We start from the raw sequence: 18026 nt of genomic DNA, 5'->3' as shown, positions 1-18026 counted from the left end.
GGGCCTTGCCCGCCGCTGCGTTCAGCGACCTGGCGCGGGCTCAGGAGGGCATCTGGAAGCGCGTGCAGCTCCTGACGCGTTCGGCGGTTTTCGTAGGCCAGTCGACGAACCCGTGTATGGCCTTGATAAGACGGACATCCGTCGAGAAATCAATCCCGCGCAAGCGCCCGTCGTTGTCGAAGAGAGCCGCATTGGCGGTGGGTTTGGAAAAGTCCGTGCTTTCCGATGCGTGAAAGGCGATGGCGCCAAGGGCGCTCAACTCGCTCGGCGCGTAGCAGCCCAGCCTCGCGATTCTGGTTCCGAGGATTTCCGCCGCCTTCTCGAACGCATTCGCCCCCGTGAAAAGCGCATTGTCGGTCGCGTCGAATGCATTGCCGGAAAAACGTACGAAGAATGCGTCCTCGTCCTCCACCGCCAACGACTTCAGCACCGCTGGATCCGCCGCGGTTCCGGAGAAAATAGCCCTTTCGAGAGCTGCCATCTGCGTGTTGACGTTCCGGTTGCTGAAGTCGCCACGTGGTTGGGCAAGGGTCCATGTTTCGTTGTGCAAGCGTAATTGCGCGAGCTCCTCCTGCGAGAAGCAGGCATCGCTGTGGGCGTGCGGCGCGGCAGCGTAGCGTACGCCGCCGGTCATTTCCTCGAGCACCGACCACATGGCAATCGTCGCGTCCCGTCTGGACAGCATCAACTGGCTTCGCAGCGTAGAGCGCAGTTTGTTGCAAATATCCCTGAAATCGACGCCAGCATTCCGGTCGGAGAGGTCAACTGCAATATCGGAAGCATGTATTCTCAGTGGAGTATTTTCATTGAGAAGTTTCGAGCGGATTGTACGCTCATTCTCGGCGAAGATCGGTCTGTCGAGCACGTCGGATCCTCGAGCAATACTGATGTCGTCTCGGTCGAAGAACAGCGATTCAAGATAGCTCAAGCGAATATCGACGATTCCGATCGGCTCGCGCGACGCAGTGTTGGACGATGCGGCTAGCAATCCGGTCCTAATGATCGTGTGAACGTCATGGCTTGCGATCGGGAAGGTTTCCTGGGCCTCGATCTGAGCGCCCAGTCGATTGTTAAAGCTACGCTGTAGATCTTCCAGCATTTCCCGCGACTCATCGGTGGCAAGCACCCTGCCGGCCCAGCCGGCGACGCCGAAGATATCGCGGGCGCTCGCTGCAAGGCGCTGGATGTCCGACAACATGGTTATGTCGACAGCATCGGTCTTCGATAAGCCGAGCGTCATCGAGAAGCGGGCGTTTCTCCGAACGGGAAAAATGGGCGTCACCTTTCCGGTGACGACGCCCGAGATACAATTCTCGTCAGCGTCTCCGGAACGGACGTCTGTATATGTCACATGCAGGAACGGCAGGTTCTCGACGATGAAGTTGCCGTCATAGTCCTTAATGGACAGTGTCAGTTGTGCCGACTGGCTTTCCCGCCTGACCAGTGTCCGTAGAACCCTCCAAATCGTGTCGGTTTCGTTGCACTTGAGGACCGTGTAGCCGCTCAGTGCTCCAATTCCGATCTGGTTCTGAAGTTCAACCGCAACATAGTTGTCTTCGGATGGTGTCGGTAGCGTTGCACCTCCGGCCTCGGTGCTCTCGATAATCTCCAAAGCCTCGAACGAGGGGTAGAACTCATCCGCCCGGGTCTCTTGAACCAATAGTGAAACAGCGAATAGCCAAAACAAAGCAAAGGGTCGCAACGTCATTCCCGTCCCCCCAGATCGAGATCATGGGAAAATTCAATTGCAATTTACGGTGGATGTCAAATTGAGCGCTCGTCCTAGAGGCGGTCCTCACTCCAGCGTTTCGATCAGCCGGACCATGAGCTGCATCCGCTCGCTCAACGAGGGGATGAAGATGTGCTCGTTGAGGGTGTGCACGTCGTCGCCGTCGGGTCCGAGACCGTCGAGGGTGGGAACCTTGTCGGCGATGAAGTTGCCGTCGGATCCGCCGCCCGTCGTCTCGCCGATCAGTTCGAAGCCGATCTCGTCGGCGAGCCGTGCCGCATGGTCGAACAGCGCCTTGCTCTCGAGCGATTGTTCGAAGGGCGGGCGGTTCATGCCGCCGGTGATCGTCAGCGTCGTGTCCGGCGTCTTCGGCGTCAGTCCGGTGATGCGGGCAACCATCTCCTCGGCAGCAGCGAGCGTCGGCACACGCAGGTCGATCTCGGCGCTTGCGAATTGCGGCACGACATTGGTGCCGGTGCCGCCGCGGATCTCGCCGACATTGACGGTGATCTCGCGGTCGTAGTCCGTCATCGCCTCCAATGCGATGATCTGGTGGGCAAGTTCGGTCACCGCGCTGCGGCCCTGCCAGTGGCGGGCACCGGCATGGGCCGGTCTTCCTTCCACCCTCAGCGTGAAGCGGCCGACGCCTTTGCGGGCGGTGACCACATGGCCGCCGTTGCGGGCCGGCTCGGTCACGAGGGCGTATTTGGCCGCGCTGCCGATGCGCTCGATCAGCGCCTGCGAGGTCGGGCTGCCGACTTCCTCGTCCGAGGTGAAGAGGATGCTGACCGCAAGGGCAGGGGGCAGGCCACCGGTCTCGATGCTGGCGGCGACGGCGCGCATGGCGGCAAGTCCGTTATAGGCGCCGCCCTTCATGTCGCAGATGCCGGGGCCGTAGCAGCGGTCCCCTTCGATCCGGATCGGCAGATCCTTGTCGATGGTGCCGCGCGGATGCACCGTGTCGAGATGCGACAGAAAGAGGATGCCGGGCCTGGAGTGGTCGCCCCAGGGCGAGCGCACCAGCAGGTGGTCGCCATGGCCGTCGCGGCCCGGGAAGCGCTCTGTCGTCGCGCCGAAGGCTGTCGCCTGCGAGGCGACAAGATCCATCAGCCGATTGAGCCCTTCGACATCCGGCGTGTGCGTCTCGATGCGTACCCAGTCGAGCAGGCCGGCGAGCAAATCCTCCGACGACGGCTTCATGTCTATCCCCATGTGCGTGAACGAAAATCGGGCGAGGAGGCGATGATAGCCTGTCGATCTGGCCTTCGCGAGAGGCAATGCCGGCGGACTGGGCGGCACAGTTTGCGCGTGGCCGATGCCGCAGCGTCGGCGATGCAAAAAAAAGCGCCGACCCGAAGGTCGGCGCTCTGGTTTCGTCGCTTGCGGGCTTGCCCGGGGCAGATCAGGCGGCGCGGACGCCGGCGAGGAAGTTCTCGACTTCCTGCTTGAGCGCTGCAGCATCTCGGTTCACCGCGGCGGCGGCCGAAGCCACGTCGCCCGCGGCGCTGCGGGTGTCGCTTGCGGCATGGGAGACGCCGAGAATGTTCTCGGTGACGTCCTGGGTGCCGCGCGAGGCCTCTTCGACATTGCGGGCGATCTCGCCGGTCGCCGCACCCTGCTCCTCGACCGCAGCGGCGATGGCGGCGGCGATGGCGTTCATCTCCTCGACGGTCCGACCGATCGACTGGACGGCGCCGACAGCGGTGCGGGTTTCGGTCTGGATTGCCGCGATCTGCGCCGTGATCTCCTCGGTCGCGTTGGAGGTCTGGGAGGCGAGCTCCTTGACCTCGGCGGCGACGACCGCGAAGCCGCGGCCGGCTTCGCCGGCGCGGGCGGCCTCGATGGTTGCGTTCAGCGCCAGCAGGTTGGTCTGCTCGGCGATGGCCGCAATCATGCTCACCACCTGGCCGATCTTTTCGGCCGCATTGGCAAGACCCTGGATCTGACTGTCGGTGCGCTGAGCCTCGCCGACCGCCTGGGAGGCGATCTGCGACGACTTGGAGACCTGCGAGCTGATCTCGGAAATCGACGATGACAGTTCCTCGGTCGCGGAGGCGACGGTCTGCACGTTGGCAGCTGCCTGCTGGGCGGCGGTGGCGACCGTCGTCGAGCGGGCATTGGTGCTTTCGGCGATGTCGGCCATGGAGCGGGCGTTGTTTTCCATGGCGCCGGCCGACGAGGTGACGGCCGTCAGCAGCGCGGTGGCGCTGTTGTCGAAGCGCCGGGTCATTTCCTCGATACGCTGCGCGCGCTGCTCGCGGCTGCGCTGCTCCTCGATCTGCGAGGCGGACAGGTCCTGCGCCCGCAGCATGCCATCGCGGAACACTTCGGTGGCATCCGCCATCTGGCCGATCTCGTCCTTGCGCCCTGCACCGGGAACGGACACCGACAGGTCGCCGTCGGCAAGGTGACGCATGGCGTTGGTGATCGCGGCGATCGGCCGGCTGATGCTGTTGGCCAGCAGGAAGGCGGCGATACCGATCAATGCGGTCAGCGGCAGGATCCAAAGCGCGCTGGTCAGCAGCTCGCCATAGAAGGCCTCGGTCACATCATCGACATAGAGCGAGGCGGAGACGGCCCAGTTCCACGGGACGAAGCCGTCGGAATAGGCGACTTTCGGAGACGGCTCCTGTTCGCCGAGGCGCGGGAATTCGTAGTCGGTGAAACCGCCGCCGGCACGCGCGGATTCGACCTGACCCACCACGTATTCGGTCCCGTGAGCATCCTTGGACGCCCAAAGATTCTGGCCGACAATCTTCGGGTTCGGGTGCGTGACGACGACACCTTGCGTTGCCTGGTTGGAGTCGATGACGACGAAGTAGTCGGACCCGTTGAAGCGCATGGCGGTCATCAGGCTCTTGGCGATGCGCTGAGCCTCTTCTTCCGACATTCGCCCGGCCTGCGCTTCCTGCGCGATGGCCTCGATCATCGTCGTGGCGGTCTCGACCTGGGTGCGGACCATCTCGCGACGATCGTGCATCATGGAGCCGTAAAGCGAATAGATCTGCACGCCGGCTACAAGCAGCAGAGCGGCCAGCGAGCCGCCGACTAGCGCCAGCATTTTCTGTTTGATGGACATGGGGAGAGGCGACCTTGTGACACTGAAGATGTCGCAGTAGGTGGGAAAACTACTGAAGCTTCAGTAAATATTCCCGTGGAGTGGATCATTTTGACTCCTTGCCACGGCGTCAAAAGCCCTGCATCTCAATTTTGGGTTTTAATTGGCATCATTTATGTTTCTTTCAGGTTGTAAGTTGGCGTTGACGCACGAATCGTCAACGTTTGGTTGGCTCGGTGCCAGACGGGCGATAGGGTTCGCTTCGACATCGCGTTGTAATCCAATGAAAAGCGGGAGCGAAACCTTTGAACATTGTTCTGTATGAGTTGTGCGGCGCAGATGTAGGGCGCCCTTTCAGCCCCTATGCCTGGCGGGTTCGGATGGCCTTGAAGCACAAGGGGCTCGATTTCGAATGCCGACCGAAGCCCTTCACCGAGATTCCGGCCATCGCGCCGCATGCCGGCAAGACCGTGCCGATCCTCGTTGATGGCGAGCGGACGATCTGCGACAGCTGGGCAATTGCCACCTATCTGGAGGATGCCTATCCGGATCGGCCGAGCTTGTTCGCGGGAGAGGGTGGCCGAGCGGCGGCCAAACTGATCGAGGGCTGGGTCAATGCCTCGATCAGTTCGCTGATCGTGCGGCTCATCATCAAAGATATCTGGGACGTCCTGGGGCCGGCCGACCAAGCCTATTTCCGCGAGACGCGCGAGGCGCGCTTCGGCATGAGCCTGGAGGAGGTGCAGGCCGGGCGCGAGGGGCGGTTGGCGGAACTCGGCACCGCGTTGCTGCCGCTGCATCTGATGCTGAAGAGCCAGCCCTTCATCGGCGGCGACGCGCCGCTTCACACCGACTACCTGCTGTTTGGCACCCTGCAATGGGCGCGGATCACAAGTCCGTTCCAACTCGTCGATCCCGGCTCGCCCGTCGGGCAATGGCGCGAGCGCTGCCTCGATCTGTTCGACGGCTTCGGACGCAGCGTTACGGCGGCCTGAGCCTTTCCCGAACACAGCGGAATCCGGCACCCCTTGCGCCTTGCGGGGGCGCGCGTCCCCGGCTATACGCATGGCGCGTCCGCTATCGGACGCAACGAGATCAAGGAGTGTCCGGCTTTCAAGGCGCGGACAGGCAGGGCTAGCGAGGGCGCGAGGCCCGGCCGTACAACCACGGGAAAATGATAATGGCGATCGAGCGCACCTTTTCGATGATCAAGCCGGACGCGACGCGTCGCAACCTGACCGGCGCGATCACCAAGATGCTTGAGGATGCCGGCCTGCGCGTCGTCGCGTCCAAGCGCGTGTGGATGTCCCGCCGCGAGGCCGAGGGCTTCTACGCGGTGCACAAGGACCGTCCGTTCTTCGGCGAGTTGGTCGAGTTCATGTGCTCGGCCCCGACCATCGTGCAGGTTCTGGAAGGCGAGAACGCCATTGCCAAGAACCGCGAAGTGATGGGCGCCACCAACCCGGCCAATGCCGACGAGGGCACCATCCGCAAGACCTTTGCCCTGAACATCGGCGAGAACTCGGTGCACGGCTCCGACGGCGCGGACACCGCCGCCCAGGAGATCGCCTACTGGTTCTCCGAGACCGAGATCGTCGGCTAAGGCTGCAGGTCGCGTCGCGATAGCGCACCGAACGAGATCTGGAAGGGCCGGCCGTTGCGCCGGCCCTTTCGTTTGTCGGTCGACCGGTTCTTGACATTGCGGTTGCATGGGAGCGAGCCTTGCCGCCGTCCACCTGACTGCGAGAGACGCATGAACGCCCCCGTTGCAAAAGACCCCGTCCTGAAGGCTTCCGCCTGTCCGCACGACTGTCCATCCACCTGCGCGCTGGAGGTGGAACTGTTCGCCGACGGGCGGATCGGACGGGTTCGGGGCGCTCGCGCGAACGCCTATACGGCCGGCGTCATCTGCGCGAAGGTTGCGCGCTACTCCGACCGGCTTTACCACCCGGATCGGGTGACGCAGCCGTTGAAGCGCGTCGGAGCCAAGGGGGAAGGGCGCTTCGAGCCGATCTCCTGGGACGAGGCGCTGGATCTGGTGGCGGCAGCGTTTTTGAAGGCCGAGGCCGAGCACGGACCGCAGTCGGTCTGGCCCTATCACTATGCCGGAACCATGGGCCTGGTGCAGCGGGACTCGATCCATCGCTTGCGCCACGCCAAGGGCTATTCGCGCCAGTTCGACACGATCTGCACCAATCCCGCCTGGACCGGCTATATCGCCGGGACCGGCCGGCTGGCGGGGCCGGATCCACGCGAGATCGCCGTTGCCGACATGGTGGTGATCTGGGGGACCAACGCGGTCTCGACGCAGGTCAACGTGATGACCCACGCCATCATCGCCCGCAAGACGCGCGGGGCGAAGATCGTCGCCATCGACGTCTACCCCACCCAGACCGTGAAGCAGGCCGATCTCGGTCTCATCCTGAAGCCAGGAACGGATGCGGCGCTCGCCTGTGCGGTGATGCATGTGCTGTTCCGCGACGGGCATGCCGACCGCGACTACCTTGCCCGCTTCACCGACTGTCCGGACGAGCTGGAGGCGCATGTGGCGCAGCGCCCGCCGGAATGGGCGGCTGCGATCACCGGACTGTCTGTGGAGGAGATCGAGCTCTTCGCGCGCATGGTCGGCGAGACGAAGCGCACTTTCTTCCGCCTCGGCTACGGCTTCACCCGCCAGCGTAACGGCGCGGTTTCGATGCATGCGGCCTCCTGCATCGCGGCTGTGACCGGCGCTTGGCAATATGAGGGCGGAGGCGCGTTCCACAACAACGGCGCGATCTACACGCTCGACAAGTCGATGATCGAGGGGCATTCGCTGATCGATCCGGCGGTGCGGCAGCTCGACCAGAGCCAGATCGGCCGGGTGCTGACCGGCGATGCCGAGGCCTTGCGACACGGCCCGCCGGTGACCGCCATGCTGATCCAGAACACAAATCCGGTGTCGGTGGCGCCCGAGCAGGAGCTGGTAAAGCAGGGCTTTGCGCGGGAAGACCTTTTCGTCTGCGTGCACGAGCAATTCATGACCGAAACGGCGATGATGGCCGACGTGGTTCTGCCGGCGACGCAGTTTCTCGAGCACGACGACATCTACAAGGGCGGCGGCCACCAGTATCTGCTGCTGGGGCCGAAGCTGGCGGAGGGGCCGGGCGAGACCCGCGAGAACCTCTACGTGCTCAACGAGATCGCCCGCAGGGTCGGCGCCGCCGAGCATCCGGGCTTTGTCATGAGTGCGCGCGAGCATATCGACTGGATGCTGAAGGCCTCCGGTTTCGGCTCGCTGGAGGAGATCGAGCGCGATCGCTGGGTCGACTGCCAGCCGGACTTCCGCGCCGCGCATTATCTCGACGGGTTCAGCTGGCCGGACGGCAAGTTCCGCTTCAAGCCCGACTGGACGACGGTGCCGGCCCCCAATGACGGGCCGATGGGACCCTTCGCCGATATGCCGGCCTTGCCCGATCACTGGGCGGTGAACGAGGCGGCGGACGAGGAGCATCCCTTCCGCCTTGCGACCTCGCCGGCGCGGTCCTTCCTTAATTCGACTTTCAACGAGACCGCATCCTCGCGCGACAAGGAAGGGCGGCCGGACCTGATGATCGGGCCGATGGATGCCGAACGATACGGGATCGCCGACGGCGATCGCATCCGGATCGGCAATCGCCGCGGCGCGGTGATCCTGCATGCCCGGTTGACCGAAGGGCTGAAGCCTGGCGTCGTGGTGGCGGAAGGGATCTGGCCGAACGAGGCCTATCCGGACGGCCGGGGCATCAATACGCTGACTGGTGCGGATGCGGTGGCGCCCTACGGCGGCGCGGCGTTTCACGATACGGCGGTGTGGGTGCGCAAGGACTGACCGCGCGCATCCGCAACCGGCCGGGGGAGGCTCAAGCGGCCTGTTCTCCGCGCAAGTTGGCGGGGATGCGTGCCGCCGGGCCGAACACCGTGCGCTCGAACCGCAAGGCATAGTCGGCCAGCGTCGGGATCGCGGCTGCGTGGCGCATCAGCGGCGTGTCGATGTCGCTCGCCAGGATGTTGAGCACGACGCCGACAAGGCTGGCATCGACCGTGGTCGGCCGGTCGCCCATGAAGAAGGGCTTGTCGTCCAGAAAGGCGGCGATGGCGTCGAGATCCGCGCGGCCGAAGGCGTAAATCTCCTCCGGCGTGTGCCGGCCGAGGCCCTGTGCATGCAGCGTCTCGCGAATGCTCTCCCGCAGGCTCGTGAGGACGTCCCGCCGCATTTCCTCGGGCACGTCGGCGAGCGCTGTTCCCATTATCATCTCCTCGCCGGCAGGGTCGATCCATCGGGCATGGACCATCGTCCAGCGCAGGTGCTCCTCGGCCATGCGGCGGAAGGCTTCGGCCATGGCCAGTTCGACGCCGGTCAGCGTCTCGTCGATGGCAAGTCCGTGGTGGCGTTCCAGGTGGCGCTGGATCAGGGAACTGTCGGGAATGACGAGATCGCCGTCCTTCAACACGGGCACCTTGCCGTGCGGCAGGGCGGAAAGGTCAGTCGCATGTTCCATGCGATAGTCGCAGCCGGCAAGCGCCAGCAGCGCTTCCGCCTTGTAGCAGAAGGGCGAGAGACTGCGAATTTCCGGGGGCGCAGGAAAATTGACGAGAACGAGCATGGAGGCATCTCCTGGGTTTGCGTCTGGCTCGCGTCTTGTAGCCAACCCATCCTGACAGCATACTGTCAGTATCGGGTGGCAATATGTCAGCAGAAGGAAAAGTGATGCGTCGCGCCGACAGGTTGCTGCAGGTGCTTCAGATCTTGCGCCGGTACCGCAGGCCGGTCAGCGGCGCGGCCATAGCCGCCGAGCTCGAAGTGTCGCTGCGCACGCTCTATCGCGATATAGCCGCGCTGCAAGCCTCCGGCGTTCCGGTCGCCGGCGAGGCCGGCGTCGGCTATGTGCTGGAGGAAGGCTACGATCTGCCGCCGCTGATGTTCACGTCGGAGGAACTGGAGATCGTCATGCTTGGCCTGCGGATGGTCGAGGGGCGCGGCGACGAGGCGATCCGGCGCACCGCGCGCGATGCCGTCGCCAAGATCGCCACGGTCCTGCCCGAAGGCTTGCGCGACGGGTTCCTGGATGCGCCGCTCTACGCTCCGCCTCCGTGCGAGCTGCCGGGCGACCGGATCGAGCTGGTGCGGCTGCGGGAGGCTCTTCGGCTGGAGCGGAAGGTGGAGATCCTCTACCAGGTGCCGGACCGCCCGCCCGAGCGCCGGGTGGTCTGGCCTATCGTGCTGGCGTTCTTCGAGCATGCCCGGGTGCTGGCCGCCTGGTGCGAGCTGCGGCAGAGCTATCGCAACTTCCGCACGGACCGGATGCTGGAGATGACGGTGCTGGAGGCGCGCCCGCCGCGCGGGCGCAAGCGGCTCTACACGGAATGGCGAAGGCACCGTATGGAGGAAGCGAGGGCCAGGGACGCGGAGCCGGCGAACGAAGGCGCCGCAGGTTGTCGCGCCACCGGCTGAGCCGGCGGAGAGCTGGGTTCAGCCTTGAGGGGCGATGAGCGGCGGCTGGGCCACGTCCGCTCCGGTCGTCGTCAGCCGTACCCGCATCCCGTCGATCTCAAAGGCGCCTGCCGCAACGAGCGCAAGCGCCTGCGGGTAGATGCGGTGCTCGACCTCAAGCACGCGCGCGCCGAGCGTTGCCGGGGTGTCGTCGTCGAGCACGGCCACCGCACCTTGCGCGATGATCGGCCCGGCGTCCATTTCCGCGCGCACGAAATGTACCGTCGCGCCATGCAGCCGGCAGCCTTCCTCCAGCGCCCTTGCATGGGTGTCGAGGCCCTTGAAGGCGGGCAGCAACGCCGGATGGATGTTGAGCAGGCGGTCGTGCCAGCGCTCCACGAACCATGGCGTCAAGATGCGCATGAAGCCGGCAAGGCAGACCAGCTCTATGTTGCGGGCGCGCAGCTCCGCGTCGAGCTTTTCCTCGAAGGCCTGCCGCCCGCCCTGGCCGCGGTGGTTCACGGCGACGGCCTCGATGCCGGCCGCACGGGCCTTGTCGAGGGCAGGTGCGTCCGGCACGTTGGCGATCACTGCGACGATTTCCGCCGGGAAGGCCGGATCGGCAGCCGCCGACAGCAGGGCGGTCATGTTCGATCCGCGTCCCGAGACGAGGATTGCGGTGCGCTTGCGGCCGGAAGCGGAAGAGGTCAAAGTTTCAAGGCTCCGTCGAAGATCACGGCCGCGTCGCCCGTACGGGGCTCGAGCGTGCCGATGCGGCTTACCGTCTCGCCCTCGGCGGTCAGGATCGCGATTGCCTCGTCGGCGCTCTCTGCGGCAACCGCGACGACCATGCCGACGCCGCAGTTGAAGGTGCGCAGCATCTCCGACTGGGCAACGCCACCGGCCTTGGACAGCCAGCCGAAGACAGGCGGAACGGAGATTGCGGACAGGTCGATGCGGGCGCCGAGGTGATCGGGCAGCACGCGCGGCAGGTTTTCCGGCAGGCCGCCGCCGGTGATGTGGGCGAGCGCCTTGATGCCGGTGCCGGCCTTCAACGCCGCCAGCAGCGGCTTCACGTAGATGCGGGTCGGCGTCATCAGCGCTTCGCCGAGGGTCGCGCCGGGTGCGAACGGGGCGGCCGCGCTCCAGTCGAGGCCGGAGTGTTCGACGATCTTGCGCACCAGGGAGAAGCCGTTGGAATGAACGCCGGAGGAGGCGAGCGCAAGCAGCACGTCGCCTTCGGCGATGTCGCCGCGCGGCAGCAGGGTGCCGCGCTCGGCAGCGCCGACGGCGAAACCGGCGAGATCGTAGTCTCCCTTGCCGTACATGCCCGGCATTTCCGCGGTCTCGCCGCCGATCAGCGCGCAGCCGGAAATGCGGCAGCCCTCGGCAATGCCCTTCACCACGTCGGTGGCGACATCGACGTCGAGTGCGCCGCAGGCATAATAGTCGAGGAAGAAGAGCGGCTCGGCGCCCTGCACGACGAGATCGTTGACGCACATGGCGACCAGATCGATGCCGACGGTCGCATGCGCGCCGCTGTCGATGGCGATCTTGAGCTTGGTGCCGACGCCGTCATTGGCCGCGACCAGGACAGGGTCGGTGAAGCCGGCCGCCTTCAGGTCGAACAGACCGCCGAACCCGCCGATCTCGCTGTCGGCGCCGGGGCGTGCCGTCGCCTTCACGAATGGCTTGATCCGCCGCACGAGGGCGTTGCCCGCGTCGATGTCGACGCCCGCGTCGGTATAGCTCAGGCCGTTCTTGGGGGAGGGGGTCGCCTCGCTCATGCTTGTCATGTCTCCGAAACCCGTACAGGGCGCGCATACAAACACAGAAGCGCCGGAATGCAAGCGAAACCGGGCCCTGTGTGCACAGGCGAGGGCGGCAAACGCCGACTTGTCCGCCGGCGGAGCAGTCGAGCCCCTGTCGGCCTGTGGTGAAGAGGGAAAATGGCGAATCCCTGCCGGTGGCCTCCTTGACGCTCTGCGGCGTGGCTGCCTATCTGCTGAGGGTCAGGCAACAGGCCGCACCAGCAAGGGACGGGATTTCGTGACGCTCAAGCGACAGATCAATTTCTGGCTGGTTTCCTTCGCGCTGTTTGCGCTGTTCGTCTATCTGTTCAGCCCGATCCTGCTGCCCTTCGTCGCCGGCATGGCGCTGGCCTATCTGCTCGATCCCGTCGCGGACCGGCTGGAGATGCTCGGCCTGCCGCGGCTTGGCGCGACCATCGTCATCCTCGTCCTCTTCGTTCTTGCGTTCATTCTCATCCTGCTGCTGCTGCTGCCGATCCTCGGAAACCAACTCGCGGCCTTCCTCAAGGCTTTCCCGAACCTCGTCAGTTCCCTGCAGGAACTCATCACCTCCGGGTTCGGTAGCCGCCTGTTCGATTTGCTGGGCATCGGCGGACAGGAACTCAAAGCCAATGTGGGCAGCCTGCTGGGCGAGGGCGCCGGCTGGATCGGCGGGTTGCTGAAGTCGGTGTGGAACGGCGGTCAGGCGCTGTTGTCGGTGATCTCGCTCTTCGTCGTGACGCCGGTGGTCGCCTTCTATCTTCTTCTCGATTGGGACCGGATGGTCGATAAGATCGACAACTGGCTGCCGCGGCAGCACCGCGACACGGTGCGCCAGCTGGCGCGCGAGATGGATCTGGCTGTCGCCGGCTTCGTGCGCGGCCAGGTCAGCGTGTGTTTCCTGCTCGGCGCCTTCTACGCAATCGGCCTTGCGGCGGTCGGGCTGAATTTCGGCCTCCTGATCGGCATCGGCGCCGGTCTCGTCAGCTTCATTCCCTATGTCGGCGCGACGCTCGGTCTCGTCGTTTCGCTCGGTGTCGCCATGGTGCAGTTCTGGCCCGATTGGCCGATGGTTGCGGCTGTGCTTGCGATCTTTGCCGTCGGCCAGTTCCTGGAAGGCAACGTGCTGCAGCCCAAGCTCGTGGGCAACAATGTCGGCCTGCATCCGGTTTGGCTGATGTTCGCGCTGTTCGCCTTCGGTTATCTGTTCGGCTTCGTCGGCATGCTGATTGCCGTGCCGGCGGCGGCGATGATCGGCGTGCTGATCCGGTTTGCATTGAACCAGTACATGGCGAGCGCGCTCTACACCGGTAAGGCGACGGCGATGGCCAGCGGTGTGCCGGGTGATGCGGTCGGCATGCTGCCCGAGGAAAGTGCGGAGAGCCGCGATGGCTGACACCTTGCGCGGGGGCGGCGAGCAGCTTCCGCTGATCCTGCCGCACGAGACGGCCTACGGGCGGGACGATTTCCTGATCGGCTCGTCCAACCGGGCTGCCTTTGCGCTGATCGACGCCTGGCCGCAGTGGCCGAGCGCGGCGGCGCTCCTTGCAGGGCCTGTGGGCTCGGGCAAGACGCATCTTGCCCATATATGGCAGGCGGCGAGCGGCGCGGTGATCCTGCGGGCGTCCGATCTGCGCCGTGAGCAGGTGGAGGACCTTGCCCGGTCGGGCGCGGTTGCGCTGGAGGATGCGCATACGGGCTTCGACGAGACAGCGCTGTTCCATCTGTTCAATGCCGTTCGAGAGACTGGCGGCAGCCTGCTCGTGACCTCGCGCAGCTGGCCGCAGTCCTGGGGCTTGCGTCTGCCGGACCTTGCCTCGCGTCTGCGTGCCGCGACCCCGGTGGAGATCCTGGAGCCGGACGACGATCTGCTGCGGCGAGTGCTGGTCAAGCTTTTCGCTGATCGCCAGATCGACATCGACCCGGCCGTGGTAGAATTTCTCGCGGTGCGGATGGAGCGGTCCGTGGCGGCGGCGCAGGCGCTGGTCGACCGACTCGACCGGGCTTCGCTGTCGGCTGGCCGGCGGATCACGCGCCCGCTCGCCGCATCGGTGCTGGCGGAGCAGGATCCGGCTGCCTGATACCTTTTGCCGGGTCAGGCAATTTGCCGGGTGATGTAAATCCGTCAAATCAATCCGGTATGGTCGCTCCCAGCAGTGACCACGGATGACCGGCGCGGCCCGGTCCGCAGGAGGCAGACATGAACGAGATCAGCGTGAACCCGAAGGATGCGGAAGCTGCCCCCTCGCCAGCCCGTCCGGCCCAGCCCGTGTCGGACGCCGCCGAGGCGCTGGCCGATCATCCCAGCCGGTTCATCAATCGCGAGGTCTCCTGGCTGCAGTTCAATCGCCGGGTGCTGGAGGAGGCGGAGAACACCTCCCATCCGCTGCTGGAGCGTCTGCGGTTTCTCTCGATCTCGGCCAACAATCTGGATGAGTTCTTCATGGTGCGCGTCGCCGGTCTGCGCGCCCAGCAGCGCGAAGGCGTCTCGACGCGCTCCATCGACGGCCTGACACCGGCCGAGCAGCTTGAACGGGTTTCGGCCGCGGTCCTGTCGCTGCAGCACGAGCAGCAGAGCGTCTGGCGCGAGATGCGCAGGCTCATGGCCGCCGACCGCATCGCCATCGTCGACGGGCCGGATCTCAGCCCGCAGGACCTTTTGTGGCTGGAGGACTATTTCCTCGCGCACATCTTCCCGGTGTTGACGCCGCTGGCCATCGATCCGGCGCATCCGTTCCCCTTCATCGCCAATCTTGGCTTCTCGCTGGTGCTGGAACTGGCGCCGGAAAAGGGCGGGCGCGGCATGACGGCGCTGCTGCGCATTCCCGCCCAGCTCGACCGCTTCGTGCGTCTGCCGGCAAGCGAGGCCGAGGAGGGCGAACGCTACATCACCATCGAGAACGCGCTCGGCCTGTTCATCACACGGCTGTTTCCAGGCTATGAGATCCGCGGCAAGGGCGCCTTCCGCGTGATCCGCGATTCCGACCTCGAAATCGAGGAGGAGGCGGAAGACCTCGTGCGCCTGTTCGAGAGCGCCCTGAAGCGTCGTCGCCGCGGGTCGGTCATCCGGCTTGAGATCGAGGAGACGACGCCGCAGTCGCTGCGCGATTTCGTCGCCGAGGCGCTCGGTGCCACCGGCGACGAAGTGTTCCTGGTCGACGGTCTGCTGGCGCTGAACAACCTCTCGCAGCTCGTCTCCATCGACCGCGACGACCTGAAGTTCGAGCCGTTCGCTCCGCGCTTCCCCGAGCGTATCCGAGAGCATGGTGGCGATTGCTTCGCGGCGATCCAGCAGAAGGACATCATCGTCCACCACCCGTACGAGTCCTTCGACGTGGTGGTGCAGTTCCTGCGCCAGGCGGCGCAGGATCCGGACGTGGTGGCGATCAAGCAGACCCTCTACCGCACCTCCAGCAACTCGCCGGTGGTCAAGGCTCTCGTCGAGGCGGCGGAGGCCGGCAAGTCGGTGACGGCGCTGGTCGAGCTGAAGGCGCGCTTCGACGAGGAGGCCAACATCCGCTGGGCGCGCGACCTGGAGCGCGCCGGCGTGCAGGTGGTCTTCGGCTTCCTGGAACTGAAGACCCACGCCAAGCTGTCGATGGTCGTCCGCCGCGAACATGGCGAGCTGCGCACCTATTGCCACCTCGGCACCGGCAACTACCATCCGATCACCGCACGCATCTACACGGACCTGTCCTATTTCACGGCCGATCCGCGCATCGGCCGGGAGGTCGCCAAGATCTTCAATTTCATCACTGGCTATGCCGAGCCGGTGGAACTGCAACACATGATGGTGTCGCCGGTGACGCTGCGCGACGGTATCACCCGGCTGATCGCGGCAGAGGCCGAGCATGCTCGGGCCGGGCGCCCGGCGCAGATCTGGATGAAGATGAACTCGCTGGTCGATCCCGGCATCATTGATGCCCTGTACAAGGCGAGCCAGGCCGGCGTGCAGATCGACCTGGTGATCCGCGGCATCTGCTGCCTGCGCCCGGGCATCCCGGGTCTTTCGGAAAACATCCGGGCCAAGTCCATCGTCGGCCGCTTCCTGGAACACAGCCGCATCTTCTGCTTCGGCAACGGTCATGGGCTTCCCTCGCCGGATGCGGTCGTCTATATCGGCTCCGCGGATCTGATGCCGCGCAACATCGACCGGCGGGTGGAAACGCTGACGCCGCTCATCACTCCGACGGTGCACGAACAGGTGCTCGATCAGATCATGGTCGCCAATCTTAAGGACAACCAGCAGAGCTGGCGACTGCTCCCGGATGGCGGTCATGAGCGCGTGCGTCTCGGCCGCGGCGAGAAGCCCTTCAACGCCCATCAATATTTCATGACGAATCCGTCGCTCTCCGGCCGTGGCAAGTCGCTGCGCAGCCATAGCCCGAAACCGTTTGCGGAGCCGAGGAAGCGTGGCTGACAGCCCAAAGCATGAACTGGTCCGCGGTCGTCTCAACGGCAGCGGACCGATTGCCGTGATCGATATCGGATCGAACTCGATCCGCCTCGTCGTCTACGAAAGACACGCGCGCACCCCCACGGTGCTGTTCAACGAAAAGGTGCTTGCCGGCCTTGGGCGCGGCGTCGGCGCCACGGGCCGCCTGTCGGACGAGGCGACGGACCAGGCGCGCCGGGCGCTGGTGCGGTTCCGCCGCCTGTGCGACCAGATCGGCGTTGCCGATCTGCACATCCTTGCTACCGCCGCGACCCGCGATGCGGCCAATGGCGAGGAATTCTTGACGTCGGTGGAAGAGATTTGCCGCACGCCGGTGCGGCTGTTGTCGGGCCGAGACGAGGCGCGCCTTGCCGCCTTTGGTGTCGTCTCCGGCATGTGGCGGCCGGACGGGATCGTCGGCGATCTCGGCGGCGGCAGTCTCGAACTCGTCGAGATCAAGCACGACGAGATCGGCCGTGGCCAGACCCTGCCGCTCGGTGGCATCCGCCTGCAGGAAGATGCGGACGGAAAGATCGCCAAGGCGCAGAAGATCGCGGAACAGGCGCTCGGCGATGTCGAGTGGCTGCCCATCGGGGCCGGCAAGCCCTTTTATGCGGTCGGCGGCACCTGGCGTTCGCTTGCCCGGTTGCACCTGCATCAGAACGGCTATCCGCTGCATGTGATGCACGATTACGCCATCCCGGCGGAAGAGGCGATCGAGTTCTGCCAGCTGGTCGCCCGGCGCGATCCGGAAAGCCTCGACATGATCGAGGTGGTCTCGCGCGCCCGCCGCCCACTGCTGCCGTTCGGCGCGGCGGTAATGGAGAAGGTGCTGCGGGGCTCCAAGGCGTCCAAGGTGGTGATGTCGGCGCTCGGCCTTCGCGAGGGGCTGCTCTTCGACCTGCTTCCGGACGATCTGCGCCAGCAGGACCCGCTTGTGGAGGCTGCACGCGAACTGTCGCAGCTGCGCTCGCGCTCACCCGCCTATGGCGAGGAACTGGTCAAGTGGACCGACCGCCTGTTCCCGGCCGTCGGCATCGACGAGACCGAGTACGAGGTGCGGCTGCGGGCCGCCGGCTGCCTGCTGTCGGATATCGGCTGGCGCGCGCATCCCGATTATCGCGGCGAGCAGAGCCTCAACATCATTTCCAACGCCGGCTTCGTCGGCATCGACCACGCGGGCCGTGCCTATCTGGCCCTCTCGGTCTTCTACCGCCATCAGGGGCTGGTGGAGGACGCTCTGGGGCCGCGCATTCGCGAGCTCGCCCATACGCGCCTGAAGGATCGCGCCCGCATTCTCGGCGGCGCGTTGCGGGTGGCGTCGGTGCTGAGCGCATCCGTCGCCGGCATCCTGCCGCAGGTGCCCGTTGCTGTGGACAATGGCGAGGTGGTGCTGACCTTGCGTGGTGAATTGATCGCGCTGGAAGGGGAGCGGCTGAACAAGCGGCTCACCCAGTTCGCCCGCCTGCTGGGCCTGAAGGCGCGGGTCGTGGTCGAGGTCTGACGGGTCTCTCGCCGGTAGTCGGAAGACAAAAAAACGACCGCACAAACGCAAACGGGCA

At 65.3% G+C, this 18026-nt stretch carries 14 protein-coding genes; 8 read left to right on the top strand and 6 right to left on the bottom strand.

From position 1 onward, the window contains the following. Positions 1-40 precede the first annotated feature (40 nt). The 3 genes from MNI96_RS02535 to MNI96_RS02525 form a co-directional block, all read right to left on the bottom strand. Entirely contained in the window at positions 41-1708 is a 1668-nt protein-coding gene (locus MNI96_RS02535; RefSeq protein WP_249690092.1) for a hypothetical protein, read from the bottom strand. Between the two features lie 87 nt (positions 1709-1795). Next, complete coding sequence (locus tag MNI96_RS02530; RefSeq protein ID WP_249690090.1) at positions 1796-2929, bottom strand: M20 family metallopeptidase; 1134 nt, start codon at positions 2927-2929, stop codon at positions 1796-1798. A gap of 202 nt (positions 2930-3131) precedes the next feature. Beyond that, the gene (locus tag MNI96_RS02525; RefSeq protein ID WP_249690087.1) at positions 3132-4808 is read right to left on the bottom strand and encodes a methyl-accepting chemotaxis protein; all 1677 of its coding nucleotides are present in this window, start codon (positions 4806-4808) and stop codon (positions 3132-3134) included. A 284-nt stretch (positions 4809-5092) separates the two neighbouring features. Here MNI96_RS02525 and MNI96_RS02520 point away from each other — a divergent pair, with 284 nt between their 5' ends. The 3 genes from MNI96_RS02520 (at position 5093) to MNI96_RS02510 (ending at position 8637) form a co-directional block, all read left to right on the top strand. Further along, on the top strand, positions 5093-5782 hold the full coding sequence (locus tag MNI96_RS02520; RefSeq protein WP_249690085.1) for a glutathione S-transferase family protein: 690 nt from the start codon (positions 5093-5095) through the stop codon (positions 5780-5782). A gap of 185 nt (positions 5783-5967) precedes the next feature. Further along, the gene (gene ndk / locus MNI96_RS02515) at positions 5968-6390 is read left to right on the top strand and encodes a nucleoside-diphosphate kinase (RefSeq protein ID WP_067215500.1); all 423 of its coding nucleotides are present in this window, start codon (positions 5968-5970) and stop codon (positions 6388-6390) included. Between the two features lie 150 nt (positions 6391-6540). Further along, positions 6541-8637: a molybdopterin-containing oxidoreductase family protein gene (locus MNI96_RS02510; protein ID WP_249690083.1), complete on the top strand. Its 2097-nt coding sequence runs from the start codon at positions 6541-6543 to the stop codon at positions 8635-8637. Between the two features lie 31 nt (positions 8638-8668). Here MNI96_RS02510 and MNI96_RS02505 read toward each other — a convergent pair whose 3' ends face one another. Continuing rightward, a complete protein-coding gene (locus MNI96_RS02505; protein ID WP_249690081.1) occupies positions 8669-9412 on the bottom strand; it encodes a glutathione S-transferase family protein in 744 nt (247 codons plus the stop codon). Positions 9413-9516: 104 nt separating this feature from the next. Between MNI96_RS02505 and MNI96_RS02500 the strand changes: the two genes are divergently transcribed. Then, a complete protein-coding gene (locus MNI96_RS02500; protein ID WP_249690079.1) occupies positions 9517-10260 on the top strand; it encodes a helix-turn-helix transcriptional regulator in 744 nt (247 codons plus the stop codon). An 18-nt stretch (positions 10261-10278) separates the two neighbouring features. On the opposite strand, the gene purN is transcribed toward MNI96_RS02500, so the two are convergent. Continuing rightward, positions 10279-10950: a phosphoribosylglycinamide formyltransferase gene (gene purN, locus MNI96_RS02495; RefSeq protein WP_283776287.1), complete on the bottom strand. Its 672-nt coding sequence runs from the start codon at positions 10948-10950 to the stop codon at positions 10279-10281. Beyond that, positions 10947-12026, bottom strand: coding sequence for a phosphoribosylformylglycinamidine cyclo-ligase (gene purM / locus MNI96_RS02490; RefSeq protein ID WP_249690077.1), 1080 nt, complete (start codon positions 12024-12026; stop codon positions 10947-10949). The genes purN and purM overlap by 4 nt, the downstream gene beginning before the upstream one ends. A 262-nt stretch (positions 12027-12288) precedes the next feature. On the opposite strand from purM, the gene MNI96_RS02485 reads away from it, so the two are divergent. The 4 genes from MNI96_RS02485 to ppx all read left to right on the top strand — a co-directional run bounded on the left by MNI96_RS02485 (position 12289) and on the right by ppx (position 17968). Further along, positions 12289-13425, top strand: a complete 1137-nt coding sequence (locus MNI96_RS02485) for an AI-2E family transporter (RefSeq protein ID WP_249690075.1) — start codon at positions 12289-12291, stop codon at positions 13423-13425. Beyond that, positions 13418-14110, top strand: coding sequence for an HdaA/DnaA family protein (locus MNI96_RS02480; protein ID WP_249690073.1), 693 nt, complete (start codon positions 13418-13420; stop codon positions 14108-14110). Before MNI96_RS02485 ends, MNI96_RS02480 begins: the two co-directional genes overlap by 8 nt. Before the next feature lie 119 nt (positions 14111-14229). Then, positions 14230-16449: an RNA degradosome polyphosphate kinase gene (locus MNI96_RS02475; protein WP_249690071.1), complete on the top strand. Its 2220-nt coding sequence runs from the start codon at positions 14230-14232 to the stop codon at positions 16447-16449. Then, positions 16442-17968: an exopolyphosphatase gene (gene ppx / locus MNI96_RS02470; RefSeq protein ID WP_249690069.1), complete on the top strand. Its 1527-nt coding sequence runs from the start codon at positions 16442-16444 to the stop codon at positions 17966-17968. Before MNI96_RS02475 ends, ppx begins: the two co-directional genes overlap by 8 nt. Positions 17969-18026 lie beyond the last annotated feature (58 nt).

The organism is Stappia sp. WLB 29 (genome assembly GCF_023507705.1).
GTDB lineage: Bacteria > Pseudomonadota > Alphaproteobacteria > Rhizobiales > Stappiaceae > Stappia.
This window is presented reverse-complemented; position numbering and strand designations above follow the sequence as displayed.

Coding starts and splice junctions, on each gene's coding strand:
- MNI96_RS02535 (WP_249690092.1), bottom strand. CDS start 1,708: ATGACGTTGCGACCCTTTGCTTTGTTTTGGCTATTCGCTGTTTCACTA.
- MNI96_RS02530 (WP_249690090.1), bottom strand. CDS start 2,929: ATGAAGCCGTCGTCGGAGGATTTGCTCGCCGGCCTGCTCGACTGGGTA.
- MNI96_RS02525 (WP_249690087.1), bottom strand. CDS start 4,808: ATGTCCATCAAACAGAAAATGCTGGCGCTAGTCGGCGGCTCGCTGGCC.
- ndk (WP_067215500.1), top strand. CDS start 5,968: ATGGCGATCGAGCGCACCTTTTCGATGATCAAGCCGGACGCGACGCGT.
- MNI96_RS02510 (WP_249690083.1), top strand. CDS start 6,541: ATGAACGCCCCCGTTGCAAAAGACCCCGTCCTGAAGGCTTCCGCCTGT.
- MNI96_RS02505 (WP_249690081.1), bottom strand. CDS start 9,412: ATGCTCGTTCTCGTCAATTTTCCTGCGCCCCCGGAAATTCGCAGTCTC.
- MNI96_RS02500 (WP_249690079.1), top strand. CDS start 9,517: ATGCGTCGCGCCGACAGGTTGCTGCAGGTGCTTCAGATCTTGCGCCGG.
- purM (WP_249690077.1), bottom strand. CDS start 12,026: ATGAGCGAGGCGACCCCCTCCCCCAAGAACGGCCTGAGCTATACCGAC.
- MNI96_RS02480 (WP_249690073.1), top strand. CDS start 13,418: ATGGCTGACACCTTGCGCGGGGGCGGCGAGCAGCTTCCGCTGATCCTG.
- MNI96_RS02475 (WP_249690071.1), top strand. CDS start 14,230: ATGAACGAGATCAGCGTGAACCCGAAGGATGCGGAAGCTGCCCCCTCG.